Source organism: Rathayibacter sp. PhB186, assembly GCF_003751825.1.
GTDB lineage: Bacteria > Actinomycetota > Actinomycetes > Actinomycetales > Microbacteriaceae > Rathayibacter > Rathayibacter festucae.
Map to the genome: position 1 here is coordinate 20648 of NZ_RJKO01000012.1, position 17231 is coordinate 37878.

Sequence of the window (17231 nt, forward strand, 5' to 3'; positions counted from 1 at the left end):
GCCGCCGGCGGCCGGTTCGGCGGACGACGCCGGCGGGCCTCCGCGGGCCGCTAGTGTCGTCCGGTGGGCAGCTACACCGAACTCCTGAGAACCCCCGGCGTGGGTCGCATCATCGCGGCCCAGCTCACCGCGCGCTTCCCGTTCGGGATGCTCTCACTCGCCTTCCTGCTGCACGTGGAGCGCGTGCACGACTCCTACGCCGCGGCCGGCCTGGTGCTCGGCTCGATGTCGATCGGCCAGGCGATCGCCGGCCCGCTGACCAGCCGCCTGATGGGGCGGCTCGGAATGCGGCGGGTGCTCACCGCCACCCTCATCGTCTGCGCGGCCGCGATCATCGCGATGGCGCTGCTGCCGCTGGAGATCTGGCAGTTCGTCGTCATCGGCTTCGTCGCGGGCCTCAGCATGCCGCCCGTGCAGCCGGCGGTCCGGACGATCTACCCGAAGATGGTGCCCAGCTCGCAGCTGACCCCGCTCTTCTCCCTCGACGCCTCGGCGCAGGAGATCATCTGGGTGCTCGGCCCGGTGCTGACGACGTTCGTCTCGATCCAGATCTCGACCGTCGCGGGCATCCTCACCGCCGCGTTCTTCCTCGTCGGCGGCGGCATCTGGTTCATCGCCTCGCCCGAGGTCGGCCGGGTGCGCATCCCGCGCTCGCGTCGGAAGCTCGGCGCCGTGCTGACCAAGCCGCCGGTGCTTCTCGCGACCGTCGTCGGCTTCCTGCTGGTCGGCGCCTGCGCCGCGGTCGAGGCCGGCGTCGTGGCGGTCTTCGGCGAGGGCGGCGTGGAGTCGGGCGTCGTCCTGGCGGTCTTCGCGGCGGGCTCGCTCGTCGGCGGGCTCACCCTCGGCCACATCCCGATCAGCCGCTGGGCGACCGCGCGGCGGATGCTGATCGTCACCGTCGGCATGGGCCTCGCGGCGTTCTCGACCGATTTCTGGTGGCTCTCGATCACGCTGTTCCTGGCCGGCGTCGGCATCGCGCCGGCCCTGGCCGCGCTCTTCACGATCACGGCCGCGAGCGTGAAGTTCTCGGACACGGCGGAGGCCTACGGCTGGGTCGGCACCGGGCAGCTGATCGGCGCGGCGCTCGGCTCGGCGATCGCGGGCGTGCAGATCGACCGATCCGGCCCGACGGCCGCGATCGTGGTCGCCGCGGTGTTCGCCTTCGTCGGCTTCGTCGTCCCGGCGCTCGGCCGCCGCTTCCACCCGGACCTCCGCGGCCGCGACGCGAGCCCGCTGCCGGACACCGAGCCGGTGGAGCTGCCGACCTGAGTCGGCGTCCTATGACGCCCTTGCGCGGAGGCGTCTCCCACTCGGCTCGGACCCCGCTCCCTTGAGGCTCCCAGGCGCGCCCCCCTAGTGTGGGGCTCGCACGGGACGGAGGGGCTGCCGATGGCACTGCGCGACGACGCGGAGGAACTCGTCCGCCAGCATCAGCGCGAGGCGGAGGAGGCACACGTCCTCGACCCCTGGGCCGACCCCGAGACGCCCGAGTGGGCCGGGGAGCTGGCCGCGGCGCTCTGGCAGGGCTCGTTCCGCCCCAGCCCCGTCTACTACCGCGCGGAGGACCCCTCGCACGCCTGGCGCGGACCGCATCCGATCCGGGTGCACCACCTCGGCTTCGGCTGGCAGATCACGGCCCGGCGACTGCGGGCCGGCGCGATCGTGCCGAGCACCGTCGTCCTGCTCGAGACGGGCACGCTCTGGCTCGGTCTCGGGCCCGCTCGCCGACCGGGCCGCGGACTGCGCGCCCTCGGGGAGCAGGGCCTCGTCGACGGCCTCCAGCCCGGACACGACGACTACTTCGCCGTCCGCCGCTTCGTGCACACCAGCCAGGCCGCGCGCGACGACCGCCGCCTCCTCTTCGGCGTCGCCGGCCTCGCCGCCCTGATCGAGGACACCGTCCGCGTCGGCCCGCACGGCGAGCTGCACTGGCACCTCTGACCCCTCCCGCGAGATGCCACTTGTGACCGGCTTTCGCGGCGTGTCGTGCGCACAAGTGGCATCTCGCGGAGGGGGAAGAATGGGGGGATGAGCGTTCCCCTTCTCCCCCTCAACGACGGGCGGGCGATCCCGCAGGTCGGGCTCGGCGTCTACAAGATCGGCGACGACGAGGCGGCCCGCACGGTCGCCACGGCGCTCGAGGCCGGCTACCGGCACATCGACACGGCGACCCTCTACGGCAACGAGCGCGGCGTCGGCGAGGGGATCCGCGCCAGCGGCCTCCCCCGGGAGCAGGTCTTCGTCACCACCAAGGTCTGGAACGACGACCACGGCTTCGACGAGACGCTCGAGGCCTTCGACCGCAGCCTCGAGTTGCTCGGCACCGACTACGTCGACCTCTACCTCGTGCACTGGCCGATCCCCTCGCGCGACCGCTACGTCGACACCTACCGCGCGCTGGAGCGGATCCGCCAGGAGGGCAGGGCGCGCTCGATCGGCGTGTCCAACTTCGCGATCGAGCACCTCGAGCGGCTGCTCGGCGAGACCGAGGTCGTGCCCGCGATCAATCAGGTCGAGCTGCACCCGCGGCTCCCCCAGGACGAGCTGCGCGCCTTCGACGCCGCGCACGGCATCGTGACGCAGGCCTGGTCGCCGCTGGCCCGCGGTCGCCTGCTGGACGAGCCCGTGCTCGCGTCGATCGCCGCGAAGCACGGCGTCTCGCCCGCGCAGGTCGTGCTCCGCTGGCACGTGCAGCTCGGAGTCGTCGTGATCCCGAAGTCGGTGACGCCCGCGCGGATCCGGGAGAACCTCGACGTGTTCGGGTTCGCCCTCGACGCGGAGGATCTGGCAGGAATCGGTGCACTGGCGTCCGGCGAGCGCACCGGCCGCGACCCGAGCCTCGACTGACGCGCCCTAGCCTGGCGGCATGACGACGCGAGCCCCGGAGACGAGAACCGCCCTCCTCCTGCACGGACTCGGCGGCGCGTCCGGCACCTGGTGGCGGGTCGCCGAGGCGCTGACCGGTGCCGGCTGGAGCGTGACGGCACCGGATCTGCGCGGGCACGGTGCGGGCGCCCGCGGCGGGTCGTCCCGGCACGACGACTACGCCGACGACGTGCTCGCCCTGCGCGCTCCGTCCGGCACCTGGGACCTCGTGGTCGGCCACTCCCTCGGCGGAGCGGTGGCGGTGCGGGCGGCGGCGCGCGACACCGGCTGGGCCGCCCGGCTGGTGCTGCTCGACCCGGTGCTGCAGCTGCCGGCCGAGTCGCGGGCGGAGGTCCGCGCGGAGGAGCTCGCCGCCCTCGCCGTCACCGCGGACGAGCTCGCCGCCGCCGAGCCGCGCTGGGACGAGCGCGACCGCGCGGAGAAGCTCCGCGCCGCGCACGCCGCCGATCCGGCCGCCGTCGCCGCGACCGTCGACGACAACGACCCCTGGGACCTGCTCGCCGACGTCCCGGCCCTTCGCACGCCCGCGCTCGTGCTCGCGGGCGACCCGCAGGTGTTCACGTTCTTCCCGCCGTCCCTCGCCGCACAGGTCCTCCGCGCGAACCCGCGCGTCCGCTATGCGGTGGTCGCCGGAGCCGGTCACAGCCCGCACCGCGACCGGCCCGCGGAGACGATCGCGATGCTCCGCGAGTGGGCCGAGAGCGACGCGACGGCCTGAGACGCCCTCCGGCCGCGGCCGGCGCTCCGTGTTTCCACCGGGTGACAAGTGCCGCGAAGGGGTGTCATTCGCGCGCGACCTGTGAATACGCTCGCAGAGGGCACCGCCGCTTCTCAGCACAGCGAGGGCGACGGAGGCCGTCGGTCCGACGGCCGCCGCCCTCGACGAAAGGGACCACCTGTGGCTACCACCACTGAAGACACCTCCGGCGCACGACGTCGGCGTCCACTCCTCGGCTCGGCCGCGATGATCGGCGCCGGCGCGCTGGTCGCCGGCTTCGCCTTCGCTCCCGCGGCGAACGCCGTCGAGCCCGTCGACTTCGCCGATGCGGTGACCGTCGACGGCATCATGAACCACCTCGAGGCCTTCCAGGCGATCGCGGACGCCAACGACGGCAACCGCGCGATCGGCACCGAGGGCTACGAGCAGAGCGGCCAGTACGTCGAGGCCGTGCTGAAGGCCGCCGGCTACACCACCGAGCGCCAGGACTTCACCACCACCACCCAGACGATCGACGAGTTCTCGCTGACCACGACCCCCGCGGTCGAGGGCATCCCGATGTCGTTCACCCCCTCCACCCCCGAGGGCGGCGTCACGGGCGAGCTGATCCAGCCGGTCGACCCGCTGGGCTGCGACGCCGACGCCTGGGCCGGACTCGACGCGACCGGCAAGGTCGCCCTGGTCAGCCGCGGCACCTGCAGCTTCTCGGAGAAGTCGGCCGCCGCCGGCGCCGCCGGGGCCTCCGCCGTGATCATCTACAACAACGCTCCCGGTGAGGCGCTCAACGGCACGCTCGGCGCGCCCGACGACAGCTACATCCCGTCGGTCGGCGTGACGCTCGAGGAGGGCCAGTCGCTGATCGCGGCGCTGCCCAGCACGGCGACGCTGGTGATCGAGCAGACGACCACCGACACTGACACCTTCAACATCATCACCGAGACGCCCGGCGGCGACCACGACAACGTGGTCATGCTCGGCGCGCACCTCGACGGCGTGCCCGAGGGCCCCGGCATCAACGACAACGGCTCGGGATCGGCGACGCTCCTCGAGACCGCCGTCCAGCTCGCGGACGCGGGCGAGACCACCAACGCCGTGCGCTTCGCCTGGTGGGGCGCCGAGGAGGTCGGGCTCGTCGGCTCGTACACCTACGTCGACTCGCTCTCGGAGGAGGAGGCCGGCGACATCGCGACCTACCTGAACTTCGACATGGTCGCCTCGCCGAACTACGTCGTCTCGGTCTACGACGCGAACGAGTCCACCTACGAGGCCCCGGTCGAGGTGCCCGCGGGCTCCATCGCCACCGAGAAGGCGTTCACGGACTACTTCGACTCGATCGACCAGCCCTGGATCGACACCGCGTTCGACGGCCGGAGCGACTACGACGGCTTCATCTCCGCCGGCATCCCGGCCTCGGGCCTGTTCACGGGAGCGGACGACATCAAGACCGAGGAGGAGGCCGCGCTCTTCGGCGGCACCGTCGGCATCGCGCACGACCCGAACTACCACTCGGCCGGCGACGACCTGGCGAACATCAACCAGGAGGCGCTGGGCATCACCTCGAAGGCGATCGCCTTCGTGACCGCCTCCTTCGCCGAGGACACCTCCGCGATCGACGCCGAGAAGGACCCGACCACGCCGGAGCCGGAGCCCACCACCCCGCCGTTCGTGCTTCCCACCAAGGAGCAGGTGCTCGGGCTGATCGCCGCCGGCCTCTCGCCGCGCGAAATCGCCGCCGAGCTCGGCATCACCGAGGCGATCGCGCGTCCCTACGTGCAGCAGATCATCGACCGCTACGGCATCACCGACCGGGCGAGCGCTGAGCGCCTGATCCGCGAGTACCTCGCCGACCGCGGCGTGCTCATCGGCGCGTAGTCACCGCACCACCCGAGGCGTCCCGCTCCGGTCGACGCGTCCCGCTCCGGCAGGACGCCTCGACGGGGGCGGGACGCCTCACTCGTTCGCGGCGGGCCGCCGCCGACCCGGACCGCTCGCACTGAACGACGGATGTCGTTGATAGCCTCGCGAGCGATGGAGCCTTCCTGGATCGTCGTCGTGGCCGCGGGCGAGCGGACCGGCGAGCCCGCCGTCCGGCCGCGGCGCGTGTTCGCCGGCGTGATCGCCGTCGCCCTGCTCCTGATCCTCGGCATCAGCGCCCTCGACGTTCAGGCTGCGCGGACGCTCGCGGAGTCCGAGGCCGTCGCCGACGCCTCCGACACCGCCGATCTCCTCGCGGAGGTGATCGTCGAGCCGGCTCTCGCGGACGCCGTGCTCACCGGCGACCCGGCGGCGCTGGAGCTCGTCGACCGCGAGGTCCGGGCGCACGTGCTCGACGACTCCCTGGTGCGCGTGAAGCTCTGGGACCGCTCGGGCCGCATCCTCTACTCCGACGACCGGCGCCTGGAGGGGCGGACCTTCACCCTGGACGAGGACGATCTGGAGGCCTTCGCCGACGTCGCTGTGCACGCCGAGGTCTCCGACCTGCAGGCCCCGGAGAACGTGTACGAGCGCGACAGCGGACGCCTCCTCGAGGCCTACCGGACCGTGCGGACGCCGTCGGGGACTCCGCTCCTGTTCGAGAGCTACTTCCGCTACGACGAGGTCGTCGAGCGCAGCGGCGAGCTCTGGCGCAGCTTCGCCGTCATCTCGATCGCGAGCACGGTGCTGCTGGTGCTCGTGCTGCTGCCGGTGCTCGCGCGCCTCCTCGCGCTGATCGGGCGGTCGCGGCGGAGTCGCGAGGCACTGCTGCAGCGCGCCCTCGACGCCTCGGCGGACGAGCGCCGGCGGATCGCGGCGACCGTCCACGACGGTGCCGTGCAGGACCTCGTCGCCGCCTCCTTCGCCGTGCACGGGCGGGCGGAGCGAGCCGAGGCGGACGGCGATCCCGCCCTCGCCGCGGATCTTCGCGAGGTCGCCGCGACCGTCCGCACCGGCCTCGGCGGTCTGCGGTCGCTGCTCGTCGACATCTACCCGCCGAGCCTCGCCGACGCGGGGCTCGCGGCAGCTCTGGAGGATCTCGCCGTCACGACCCGCGCGCGCGGACTGGACGTGGTGGTCGAGGCGCCGCCGCGCACCGGCCTGACCGCGGACGACGAGCGGCTCCTCTACCGGGTCGCGCACGAGGCGCTGACGAACGCGGTCAAGCACTCCGGCGCGCGGAGCGTCCTCGTCCGGCTGCGGCGCGCAGGCGATCGCACGGGCCGCTCGGTCGCGCTCGACGTCGTCGACGACGGGTGCGGCTTCGACGCGGCGACGGCGCTCGCGCACCCGGAGGCGGGACACCTCGGGCTGAGCATCCTGCGCGATCTCGCCCGCGAGCGCGGCGCCGAGCTGCGCCTCCTGACGGCTCCAGGCCGGGGGACGCACTGGCGACTGGAGCCGGCGCCGTGATCCGCGTCCTGATCGTCGACGATCATCCGCTCGTCCGCGCGGGCCTCGCCGCGCTGATCTCGAGCGCGCCGGACCTGCTGCTCGTCGGGCAGGCGGGCAGCGGCGAGGAGGCGCTCGGATCGGCGGCGGAGTCCGCGCCCGACGTCGTCCTGATGGACCTGTCGATGCCGGGCATGGACGGCATCGAGGCGACCGCGCGGATGCTCGCCCTGCACCCGGCGATCCGCGTCGTGGTCCTGACCTCGTTCGACGACCGGGGCCGCGTCCTCGCCGCGCTGCGGGCGGGTGCCCAGGGGTACCAGCTCAAAGACGCCGACCCCGCCGTGGTGCTCGACGCGGTCCGCTCGGCGGCGGCGGGGCACGCCCCGCTGGATCCGCGGGCGGCCCGGGCTCTGCTGCCGGGCGGCGCCGGTGCCGCCCTGCCCGCGCTCAGCACTCGCGAGGAGCAGGTGCTGCGGCTGATCGCCTCCGGCCGAGCGAACAAGGAGATCGCGCGAGAGCTCGGGATCGCGGAGCGGACGGTCAAGGTGCACGTCGGGCACGCCTTCACGCGCATCGGCGTGCGCGATCGCACGAGCGCCGCGCTGTGGGTGCGCGACCACCTGCCCGGGTACTAGTACCAAGGTCCGATTGCCGGGCGGCTCGGCGCGGGCGAGGGTTGCCTCCTACCCCGCACCGGCCCGGCGCCGGTCGACAGGAAGGCCACGATGTCCCCCCTCAGCAGAACCGCCCGCACTGCGGCGATCGCCGCGATCGCGCTGCTCCTCACCGGCCTCGCGGCCTCGCCCGCGCAGGCCAAGACCTCGTCCGTCGGAGGCGACTACTCCGTCACCGTGAACGGCACCACCTACGACCCGGCCGCCGGCAAGGACGTGAAGCTCAAGGACGTCGCCGTCGCCGGGACCATCGCCGTGCGCGGCGTCAACAACCGCTTCGACCTCCGCGTGTCGACGCTGGGCGTCTACGACTACACGCTCACCGGCGCCCCCGACACGCAGCGGATGGTCACCTCGCCGACGGTGGTCTTCGCGTCCAAGGTGCCGACGCTCACCGCGGCGCAGCTCGCGGGCGCGCGGCTCGACTCGCTGGAGGTGAAGGACGACACCCTGGTGGTGATCCTCAGGACCGCGGCCGGCAAGCTCAAGGTGCAGGCGAAGGACGGCGCGCAGGGCGGCATCTTCCAGATGGAGCCCGAGTTCGCCGGGAACGTCGAGCTCGTGCACACGCTCGGCCCCGGGCTGTTCTACTTCGTCAACAGCTTCACCGGCAAGATCAACTTCGGCAGCGGAGTCGACGCAGTGACCCCGGCCCAGAGCGCGACGGGCTACCACTCGATGCTGCTCGGCAAGGACAGCCCGCAGGTCGCCACGAAGACCTTCCAGAGCGGCACGGTCACGAAGTGGACCGTCGCCTCGGGTGGCCGCCTCGGCGGGGTGCTCGGCGAGGACGCCGTCGAGCTCTCGCAGGGAGCGACCAACTGCACGAGCCAGTGCCAGGCGCAGAACCGCATCAACGGCTCGCTGCCCGTTCCGCCGGACCCCGTGAACCCGACCCCGATCGGCTGAGCCGACCCGGACGCCCGAGGCGTCCCGTCCCCGTCGAGGAGTCCCGCTGCTGCTGGACGCCTCGACGGGAACGGGACGCCTCACGCGTTCCCTGCGTCCGCTTCCGGGCGGTCGGGCCCGCGTCAGGGACGGCGGGCGCGGGCGAAGGCCTCCTCGACGTCCTCGTCGGGGTCGGCGAGGAGGCGGAGGGTCGCGAGGGCGTGGAAGCGGCGGGGGTCCTCCTCCGAGCGCGCGGCGGCCTCGAGGACGGGGGCCGCGGCGTCGCCGAGCATCAGCAGCGCGCGGGTGAGGGCGCGCTGGTCAGGGCGGTCGCGCTCGCCGAGGTGCTCCGCGAGCTGCCGGGCCAGCGCGGGCCGCTCGGAGTCCGGGGCGAGCCGGGCGGCGGTGCGCCAGGCCGCGTGCGCGACCGCGGGGTGCTCGTCGTGCAGCAGCGCGGGCGTGATCGCCGGGAACGCGCGCGGATCGCCCACCTTCGACAGCGTGTGCAGCGCCTGGCTGCGGGCCTGCGGTGTCCCGGACGCGAGCTCGGGCAGCAGCAGGTCGACGGTGACCGCCGGATCGTGGCGGGTGAGCGCCCAGGTGAGCATCTCGCGCACGCCGAAGTCGGGCTCGACGGCGCAGCGGGCCACGAGCACCGGGGCGTACTCGCCGGCGGGCCGGGTGCCGGCGGTCATCGCCGCTTGCAGCCGGGACGACGCGTCGGGAGCGGTCAGGGCGGCGCGGAGCCTGTCGGCGGGCCGGTTCTCGTCAGTCATCGCCGTCCATTGGACACCCGCCGCCCGAAAGGACGTCGAGTGCCCCTCCCCCTCCGCGCCGCGAGATGCCACTTGTGACCCGATTCCACGGCGTGTCGCGTGCACAAGTGGCATCTCGCGGGAGGGGCGGGGCTTCCCGCCGCGGCGGCGCACGGTGTTCACTGGGGCCATGCGAGCCATCTGGAAGGGCGCGATCACCTTCGGCCTGGTCAACGTGCCGGTGAAGATCTACAGCGCGACCGAGGACCACGACGTCCCCCTGCACCAGGTGCACGACAAGGACGGCGGGCGGATCCGCTACCAGCGCAAGTGCGAGATCTGCGGCGAGGTCGTCACCTTCGACCACATCGACAAGGCCTACGACGACGGCGAGCGCACGGTCGTGCTCACCAAGGACGAGCTGAAGGCGCTGCCGGAGGAGCGCGACCGCGAGATCGACGTCGTGCAGTTCGTCCCGAGCGAGCAGGTCGACCCGATCATGTTCGACCGCGCCTACATCCTCGAGCCGGACTCCTCCTCCCCCAAGGCCTACGTGCTGCTGCGCCGCACCCTCGAGGAGACGGACCGCACCGCGATCGTCGAGTTCGCGCTCCGGCAGAAGACCCGGCTCGCGGCGCTGCGGGTGCGCGGCAAGCTGCTGATGCTGCAGACGCTGCTCTGGGCCGACGAGGTGCGTGAGGTCGAGTTCCCGTCGCTCGAGGGCACCACCCGGATCGCCGCCCGCGAGCTGGAGATGTCCTCGCACCTGGTCGACTCCTACTCGGAGGACTTCGACGCGTCGAAGTTCCAGGACTCCTACCAGGCCGAGCTGCGCACCCTCATCGACGCGAAGATCGAGCAGGGCGACGCCCTCGACACCTCCGCCACCTTCGGCGAGAAGCCCGAGGAGGAGGGCGGCGGCGAGGTGCTCGACCTGATGGAGGCGCTGAAGCGCTCGGTCGAGCGCAGCCGCGGGGCGAAGGCGGGGGCGTCCGCGGACTCCGAGGAGAAAGCGCCGGCGAAGAAGCGGGCGACGAGGAAGAAGGCGGACGAGGACTCCTCCGCCGACGAGGACTCGGCGCCGAAGAAGACCGCCGCCAAGAAGACGCCGGCGAAGAAGAGCGCCGCGAAGACCGACGACGAGAAGGCCGCTCCGAAGAAGATCACCTCGAAGAAGAAGCCCGCCGCGAAGAAGGCGGCCTCGACGGCCGGAGCGGAGGAGGAGAAGGCGGCGTCCTGAGCCCGACCGGCCCGGAGGATCGGCTCAGGCCAGCTCGTCCACGTCGTCGAGGTCGACCGCGACCGAGCTGACCAGCGCGAGCAGCGCCTCCGCGTAGGCGTTCTCGGCGATCTCGTCCTCGAAGTCGCGCTGCTCGCCGGCGAGCTCGACCGTCACGGCGAAGCGCACCGGCCCGCCGTCCGCGACGCGGCGCAGCGAGCGGAACGTGCCGCGCAGCAGCTCGCGCAGCTGGTCCTCGCGCGGCAGCCAGAGCGAGTCGTCGAGCGCCACGGAGTCGAGCGCCCACTCGGTCGTGCCGTTGAAGCCGAGCACGGTGCCGGTCTCGTACTCGTGCGGCTCGATGGTCATGTCGCTCACGGTGAAGACGTCGCCGTCGAACCCCTCGCGCTCGATGCGGAAGCGGTCGCCGGTGACCGGTGCCCAGCGCAGCCCTGCGGTGCGCAGCGCCCTGGCCAGTTCGAAGGAGATCATCCCCCGATCATGGCGCGCGTTCCCGGACGGAGGCCGCGAAGACGGACCGGCGGCCCCGATGTCGGTGGGTGAGTTTACGTTCATGAAACGTCCGGTTCACAGGCCGGGCACCCGCACTGCATAGCGTGGCTCACTGTGCCCCTTTCAGGGGCGAGGGTCGCCGTCGACGTGCGGTGACGCACCACCGCTCCCCGGAGCGGCGATCGAGAGGACCACCATGCCCGACTCCCCCGCACTCCCCGCGCAGAGGCCCCGCGCCCGCGCTCCCCGGAGAGGCCTCGCGCTCGCGGCCCTCGCCGGCCTGGCCCTCGTCGCCTCGCCACTGGTCGCCGCTCCCGCCACCGCGGCTCAGAGCGGTGACGAGCTGGTCATCAGCGAGGTCTTCGCCCGCGGCGGCTCGGCCGGCGCGACCTACACCAACCGCTTCGTCGAGCTCTTCAACCCGACCGGCGCCGACGTCGCGCTCTCCGGCCTCTCGCTGCAGTACCGCTCGGCCACCGGCACGGCGAACCCGACGACGACCGTCGCGCTCACCGGCACCGTCCCCGCCGAGGGCCACTTCCTGATCGCCGGCGCGAGCAATGGCACCAACGGCGCGCCGCTCCCCGCCGCCGACCAGACCGCGAACGGCCTCAACATCGCGGCCGCGGGCGGCACGCTCTTCCTGGTCGAGGGCACCGCGACCCTCGTCGCCCCGCCGACCGGCACCGCCGAGCAGCCCGAGGCGGTCCTCGACCTCCTCGGCTACGGCACCTCGAACACCTTCGAGTCGGCGGCCGCCACCGCGCCGACGCTGACCGAGTCGATCGCGCGCGCCGACACCGCGACGGGCGACACCGACTCCAACGCCGCCGACTTCACCGTCGGCGCGATGACGCCCGAGGCCGCCGGCGGCAGCACCCCGGAGCCGACGCCCGCGCCGACCGGGACGCCGACCCCCACCGCGACCCCGACCGCCCCGCCGACGACGCCGCCCACCACCGCGCCGACCGTCTCGATCGCGGAGATCCAGGGCACCGGAGCCGCGTCCCCGCTCGTCGGGCAGACCGTCACCACCACCGGCGTCGTCACCGCGCGCTACGCGACCGGCGGCTACAGCGGCTACGTGATCCAGACCGCCGGCACCGGCGCGCAGACCACCGGCCGCACCGCCTCCGACGCCGTCTTCGTCTACTCCTCCGCCTCGGTCGGCGCGGTCGCGATCGGCGACAACCTGCGCATCACCGGCGCCGTCAGCGAGTTCAACGGCCTCACCGAGCTCACCCCGACCTCGGCCGCGACCGTCGAGAAGCTCGGCACCCCGGCCGTCGCGCCGATCCCGGCCGCCGTCGGCCTCCCCCGCACCGTCGAGGAGCGCGAGACGCTCGAGAGCATGCTGATCGCCCCGCAGGGCGCGTTCACCGTGACCGACACCTTCGACCTCAACAGCTTCGGCTCCGTCGGCCTCGCCGCCGGCGACTCGCCGCTGCTGACCCCGACCGAGGTCGCCCGCCCCGGAACGCCCGAGCTGGCCGCGGTCGTCGCCGACAACGCCGCCCGCGCGATCGTCCTCGACGACGGCGCCTCGATCAACTTCCTCGGCGCCGCCGCGAACAAGGCGATCCCGCTGCCCTACCTCACCCCGACCGAGCCGATCCGCGTGGGCGCCCCGGCGACCTTCACGACCCCGGTCGTGCTCGACTACCGCAACGGCGGCTGGTCCTTCCAGCCGACGACGCAGCTGACCGTCGAGAACGCCGCGACCGTGCAGCCCGCGACGTTCGCGAACACCCGCGAGGCGGCCCCCGAGGCCGTCGGCGGCGACCTCTCGATCGCGTCCTTCAACGTGCTGAACTACTTCTCCACCACGGGTGACTCGATCACCGGCTGCACCTTCTACACCGACCGGGACGGCGACCCCGTCACGGTCAACAGCGGCTGCGACGCCCGCGGCGCCGCGAACGCGGACGACCTCGAGCGCCAGCAGGCCAAGATCGTCACCGCGATCAACAGCCTCGGCGCCGGCGTCGTCTCGCTCGAGGAGATCGAGAACTCGGCCAAGTTCGGCAAGCCGCGCGACGAGGCCCTCGCCACGCTGACCGCCGCGCTCAACACCGCCGCCGGCTCGGAGCTGTGGGCGTACGTGCCCTCGCCCGCCGCCCTCCCCGCGCTCGCGGACGAGGACGTCATCCGCACCGCGTTCATCTACAAGAAGGCCGTCATCGAGCCGGTCGGCGAGTCCGTCATCCTGAACGACGGCGTCGCCTTCTCCAACGCCCGCAAGCCCCTCGCCCAGGAGTTCCGCCTGATCGGCGACAGCGCCAGCGAGTTCGTCGCGATCGTGAACCACTTCAAGTCGAAGGGCTCCGGCTCCGGAGTCGACGCGGACCAGGGCGACGGCCAGGGCGCCTCGAACGCCTCCCGCGTCAACCAGGCCACCGCGCTCGTCGCGTTCGCCGACCGCCTGAAGACCGAGAAGGCGACGGACCTCGTCTACCTGCTCGGCGACTTCAACGCCTACTCGCAGGAGGACCCGATCCAGGTCCTGCGCGACGCGGGCTACATCGACCAGGGCGCGAAGGACGGGAAGTACTCCTACTCCTTCGACGGCGCGGTCGGCTCGCTCGACCACGTCTTCGCCTCCCCGGCGGCCGACGCGACCGTGACCGGTGTCGACACCTGGAACATCAACAGCGGGGAGTCGGTGGCGCTGGAGTACAGCCGCTACGACTACAACGCGACGATCTTCTACGACACCTCGGCCTACCGCTCGAGCGACCACGACCCGGTCGTCGTCGGACTGGACCTGCCCGAGACCGCGCCGGCGACCGTGATCGACGTCGCGACCAGCGCGAAGACCACGCGCCTCGCCGTGCTCCGCACGCTGACGGTCACGGCCGTCAACAACGGCCCGGAGGCGGTCGCGATCGAGATCTCGACGCCCTACGGCACGCGGACGAAGAGCTCGGTGAAGCCCGGCCAGTCGTTCACGACCTCCTACCTCACGGTGCTCCGCCCGATCAAGGCCGGCACCGCGACGATCGAGGTCACCGCGAAGGACGGCACGGAGCGGACGTACCAGCAGGCGTACAGCGCCCGCTAGAGCACCGCGCACGACCGACCGCCGGGGCGGGCCCGCTGAGAAGCGGGCCCGCTCTCGTCGCGCCACCCCTGACGTCGCGCGGGTCCGGCTCCTAGAGTGCGGAGCATGCCCGAGGGAGACAGCGTCCACCGTCTCGCCGCCCGTCTGAGGCGGGCGGCGGACGGCCGCACCGTGGCGGACGGTGAGCTGCGCTCGGGTGACGCGGCCGGCAGCTCGCTCGAAGGCCTGCGGATCCTCGAGCACGACACCCACGGCAAGCACCTGCTCACCCGCTTCTCCGGTGATCTGACCCTGCACACCCACCTGCGGATGCAGGGCTCCTGGACGGTCACCTCGCCCGGCCGCGCCGTCCCGCGGGCCGTGCAGAAGGACGTCCGCGTCCGGCTCCGGCTCGACGACGGGGTCACCCTCTGGGGCGTCGACCTCCCCGTCGTCGAGCTGCTGCCGACCCGCGACGAGGCGCGCGCGGTCGGCCATCTCGGGCCGGATCCGCTCCGCGCCGACTGGAGCGCGGAGGAGGCCGTCGCCCGCCTCTCCCGCGCGCCCGAGCGGCCCGTGATCGCCGCGCTGCTCGATCAGCACCTGATGGCGGGCCTCGGCAACCTCTGGGCCAACGAGGTCTGCTTCCTCCGCGGGCTCTTCCCCTGGCGGCCCGTCGGCACCGTCGACGTCCGCGCCCTGGTCGCCACCGCCGCCCGAGGCCTGCGCGCGTCCGTCACTGTGCCCGGGATGTTCCAGACCACCACCGGCGACACCCGCCGCGGCGAGCGGCACTGGGTCGCGGGCCGCGCCGGCCGGCCGTGCCTGCGCTGCGGCACCACGGTCCTCGTCCGCGCCGAGGTCCGCGACGACCCGGAGCAGCGGCGCACCTGGTGGTGCCCGCACTGCCAGCCCGAGCTCCCCTGAGGCGGGCCGTGCCCTCGACCGCCCGCCTGCGTAGGCTGGGCGCAACGAGCGGAGGGGTGTCATGAGCGACAACGTCTGGGGGTCCCCGGACCCGTCGGCCCGGCGCGATCAGCCGTCGGCGACCGGGGTCGAGCGGAGCTCCGCAGCGCAGCCGCCCGCCGAGAACGCCGCCGAGAAGCCGGCGGAGGTCGAGCTCGCCCGTCCCGAGGACATCGAGCGGGCGCAGGCCGTCAAGGATCTCAAGCGCCGCCGCGACTTCGCCGGCTCGGTCGGCGGCTGGATGACCGTCTCCGCGATCAGCACCGGCGTCTGGTTCGCGACCGGCGCCGACGGCTACTTCTGGCCGATCTGGCCGATGCTCGGCATCGGCATCGGGGTGGCCAGCCAGGCCGCCGCCCTCTGGGGCCCGGCGAAGAAGGAGATCACCGAGGCCGACATCGCCGCCCAGATGCGCAAGCGCGAGGCCCGCGGCCGCTGACCCCGGTCGCCTTGGAAGAGACGCCCGCCTGCATGCTGGTCGAGTAGCCGCGCAGCGGCGTATCGAGACCCACCCTCCTCAGCAGGGCAGGTCTGCAGACTCCCGTTCTGACGCTGGTGGATCTCGATACGCCCGCTCCGCGGGCTACTCGATCAGCATGCAGCTCACCGCCCGCTCACCATGCCGCCGCACCCGCTGTGCCGCCGCACCATGCTGGTGGAGTAGCCGCGCAGCGGCGTATCGAGACCCACCCCCCGACAGCACCCGCCCCGCCCGGCACCCCCCCTCCCAGGAGTCCCGTCGACCCCGGCTGCTAGGGTGCGTGTCGAGCGTGCCGACGTCCCGACGGCTGCGCTCACGGCACAGCGTGGCGCGCCGGACCCGAGGCGTGCCGCCTCCGGCACCGCCCACTGACGGTTTGGACACCCTTGGCCGACTCCTCCTCGCCCTCCTCCGCGCAGCCTCCCTTCGACGCGTCGCAGTTCCACGAGCTCCCGCCGAAGCGGCCCTCCCGTCGAGCCGTCGTGCTCGGCGCGGTCGGCGCCGGCCTCGGCCTCGTCGCCCTCGGCGGCGGCGGCTACGCCGCCTACCGCGCCCTGCAGCCCGACCAGCCCGGCGTCTCCGGCGAGCCGGGCACCCCGGCCGCCGAGCTCGACCTGCTGGCCGGCGTCCCGACTCCGACGCCCTCCTTCGGCCCGAACGGCACCCACTGGCCCTCGCGGACCCCGTGGTTCACCGGCGACGTCGACCTCGAGGTCGAGGTGGAGTGCTCCTGGTCGGCGATCAGCGAGGCCATCACCACGGCACTCGACACCGCGGGCCCCGCCGACACCGTCCGCATCCTCGTCGCACCGGGCGAGCTGCCCGGCGGCGGCGCCGGCTCGAGCTCCTCCCCGATGATGCAGGACATCGGCACGCTCGATCGCGACACCCGCGTCCTCGTCTACCCGCGCGACGGCTGGGGCACGGTCACCACCGCCAACTCCTGGCGCCTGCTCCGCGTCTACAACGTCGCTCTCGTGGGCATCGTCACCAACGGCGCCTTCCTCGCCTCCGGCTGCAGCAGCTCGGCCTTCGCGCGGATCACCACCAACGCCTACAACGTCTACGGCGTCGACGGCACCGACTTCACCGAGAACGTCGAGCTCGTCGAGGTGGTCGTCCCGGACGCCCAGCTCCGCGACGAGGACGTCTCGAGCATGCGCACCCCCACCGACGGCGCGGGCGGCCTCCGCCACATCTTCCGGATCGGCTGCTACACCGCCCCGGCGTACAAGGAGAAGGGCTCCGGCGCGCACACCGACACCGTGCAGTTCTCCGGCCAGGGCGGCAACTACTACGGCGACATCACGAGCATCGACTGCATCGACTTCGCCTCGACGAACACCGCGTTCCAGATCGGCTCGGCCGAGAACGTGCGCTACCAGCACTGCCTGGTCGTCGGAGCGGACGTCGTGAAGCGGGTCTTCCCGGTGCCGGACGAGGCCGATCAGGACGGCAGCTTCGGCGCCTCCAACGGCCCCGGCGTCGAGTTCGGCTGCTCGGCGCTCGACAGCACCTTCATCGGACCGATGGGCGCCGCGACCTGGGCGTCGGTGACGAACTCGACCGCCGGCTACGAGACCACCGGCGCGGCACCGAAGGAGGGCGAGTGGATCATCGACGAGTCGATCCTCGAGTGGAGCGCCGACGACGTGCACGAGCGCAGCCCGCAGGTGACGAGCGAGTACCTGGCTCAGATCTGGGCCTGACCGGCTGAGCATC

Annotated in this window: 15 protein-coding genes; 13 read left to right on the forward strand and 2 right to left on the reverse strand. The window is 73.0% G+C overall.

The genetic code is table 11. The features are described from left to right. Positions 1-63 precede the first annotated feature (63 nt). From EDF45_RS20000 to EDF45_RS20035, 8 genes are all read left to right on the forward strand, one after another. Complete coding sequence (locus EDF45_RS20000) at positions 64-1269, forward strand: MFS transporter (protein WP_123737598.1); 1206 nt, start codon at positions 64-66, stop codon at positions 1267-1269. Positions 1270-1389: 120 nt separating this feature from the next. Beyond that, positions 1390-1941, forward strand: coding sequence for a hypothetical protein (locus EDF45_RS20005; RefSeq protein ID WP_123447651.1), 552 nt, complete (start codon positions 1390-1392; stop codon positions 1939-1941). An 87-nt stretch (positions 1942-2028) separates the two neighbouring features. Then, entirely contained in the window at positions 2029-2847 is an 819-nt protein-coding gene (locus tag EDF45_RS20010) for an aldo/keto reductase (RefSeq protein WP_123737597.1), read from the forward strand. A 19-nt stretch (positions 2848-2866) separates the two neighbouring features. Continuing rightward, the gene (locus tag EDF45_RS20015; RefSeq protein ID WP_123737596.1) at positions 2867-3604 is read left to right on the forward strand and encodes an alpha/beta fold hydrolase; all 738 of its coding nucleotides are present in this window, start codon (positions 2867-2869) and stop codon (positions 3602-3604) included. A gap of 180 nt (positions 3605-3784) precedes the next feature. After that, positions 3785-5476 (forward strand): M28 family peptidase, encoded by a 1692-nt coding sequence (locus EDF45_RS20020; protein WP_243598476.1) that lies wholly within the window; start codon positions 3785-3787, stop codon positions 5474-5476. 156 nt (positions 5477-5632) lie between these two features. Further along, complete coding sequence (locus EDF45_RS20025) at positions 5633-6991, forward strand: ATP-binding protein (RefSeq protein ID WP_123705167.1); 1359 nt, start codon at positions 5633-5635, stop codon at positions 6989-6991. Next, on the forward strand, positions 6988-7608 hold the full coding sequence (locus EDF45_RS20030; RefSeq protein WP_123737594.1) for a response regulator transcription factor: 621 nt from the start codon (positions 6988-6990) through the stop codon (positions 7606-7608). The genes EDF45_RS20025 and EDF45_RS20030 overlap by 4 nt, the downstream gene beginning before the upstream one ends. Before the next feature lie 90 nt (positions 7609-7698). After that, positions 7699-8556: a hypothetical protein gene (locus EDF45_RS20035; RefSeq protein ID WP_207901805.1), complete on the forward strand. Its 858-nt coding sequence runs from the start codon at positions 7699-7701 to the stop codon at positions 8554-8556. Positions 8557-8678: 122 nt separating this feature from the next. Here EDF45_RS20035 and EDF45_RS20040 read toward each other — a convergent pair whose 3' ends face one another. Continuing rightward, positions 8679-9311, reverse strand: coding sequence for a HEAT repeat domain-containing protein (locus tag EDF45_RS20040; protein ID WP_123737593.1), 633 nt, complete (start codon positions 9309-9311; stop codon positions 8679-8681). Between the two features lie 169 nt (positions 9312-9480). Between EDF45_RS20040 and EDF45_RS20045 the strand changes: the two genes are divergently transcribed. Continuing rightward, positions 9481-10530 carry a Ku protein gene (locus EDF45_RS20045; RefSeq protein ID WP_123737592.1) on the forward strand — a complete coding sequence of 350 codons (1050 nt, stop codon included), beginning with the start codon at positions 9481-9483 and terminating at the stop codon, positions 10528-10530. A gap of 24 nt (positions 10531-10554) precedes the next feature. On the opposite strand, the gene EDF45_RS20050 is transcribed toward EDF45_RS20045, so the two are convergent. Next, complete coding sequence (locus EDF45_RS20050; RefSeq protein ID WP_123705172.1) at positions 10555-11001, reverse strand: hypothetical protein; 447 nt, start codon at positions 10999-11001, stop codon at positions 10555-10557. A gap of 217 nt (positions 11002-11218) precedes the next feature. Between EDF45_RS20050 and EDF45_RS20055 the strand changes: the two genes are divergently transcribed. From EDF45_RS20055 to EDF45_RS20070, 4 genes are all read left to right on the forward strand, one after another. Further along, a complete protein-coding gene (locus EDF45_RS20055; protein ID WP_123737591.1) occupies positions 11219-14083 on the forward strand; it encodes an ExeM/NucH family extracellular endonuclease in 2865 nt (954 codons plus the stop codon). Between the two features lie 105 nt (positions 14084-14188). Continuing rightward, positions 14189-14989 (forward strand): Fpg/Nei family DNA glycosylase, encoded by an 801-nt coding sequence (locus EDF45_RS20060; protein ID WP_123737590.1) that lies wholly within the window; start codon positions 14189-14191, stop codon positions 14987-14989. Positions 14990-15050: 61 nt separating this feature from the next. Further along, positions 15051-15467, forward strand: coding sequence for a 2TM domain-containing protein (locus EDF45_RS20065; RefSeq protein WP_123737589.1), 417 nt, complete (start codon positions 15051-15053; stop codon positions 15465-15467). Positions 15468-15895: 428 nt separating this feature from the next. Beyond that, positions 15896-17218, forward strand: coding sequence for a hypothetical protein (locus EDF45_RS20070; RefSeq protein ID WP_123733594.1), 1323 nt, complete (start codon positions 15896-15898; stop codon positions 17216-17218). The last annotated feature ends 13 nt before the right edge of the window (positions 17219-17231 follow it).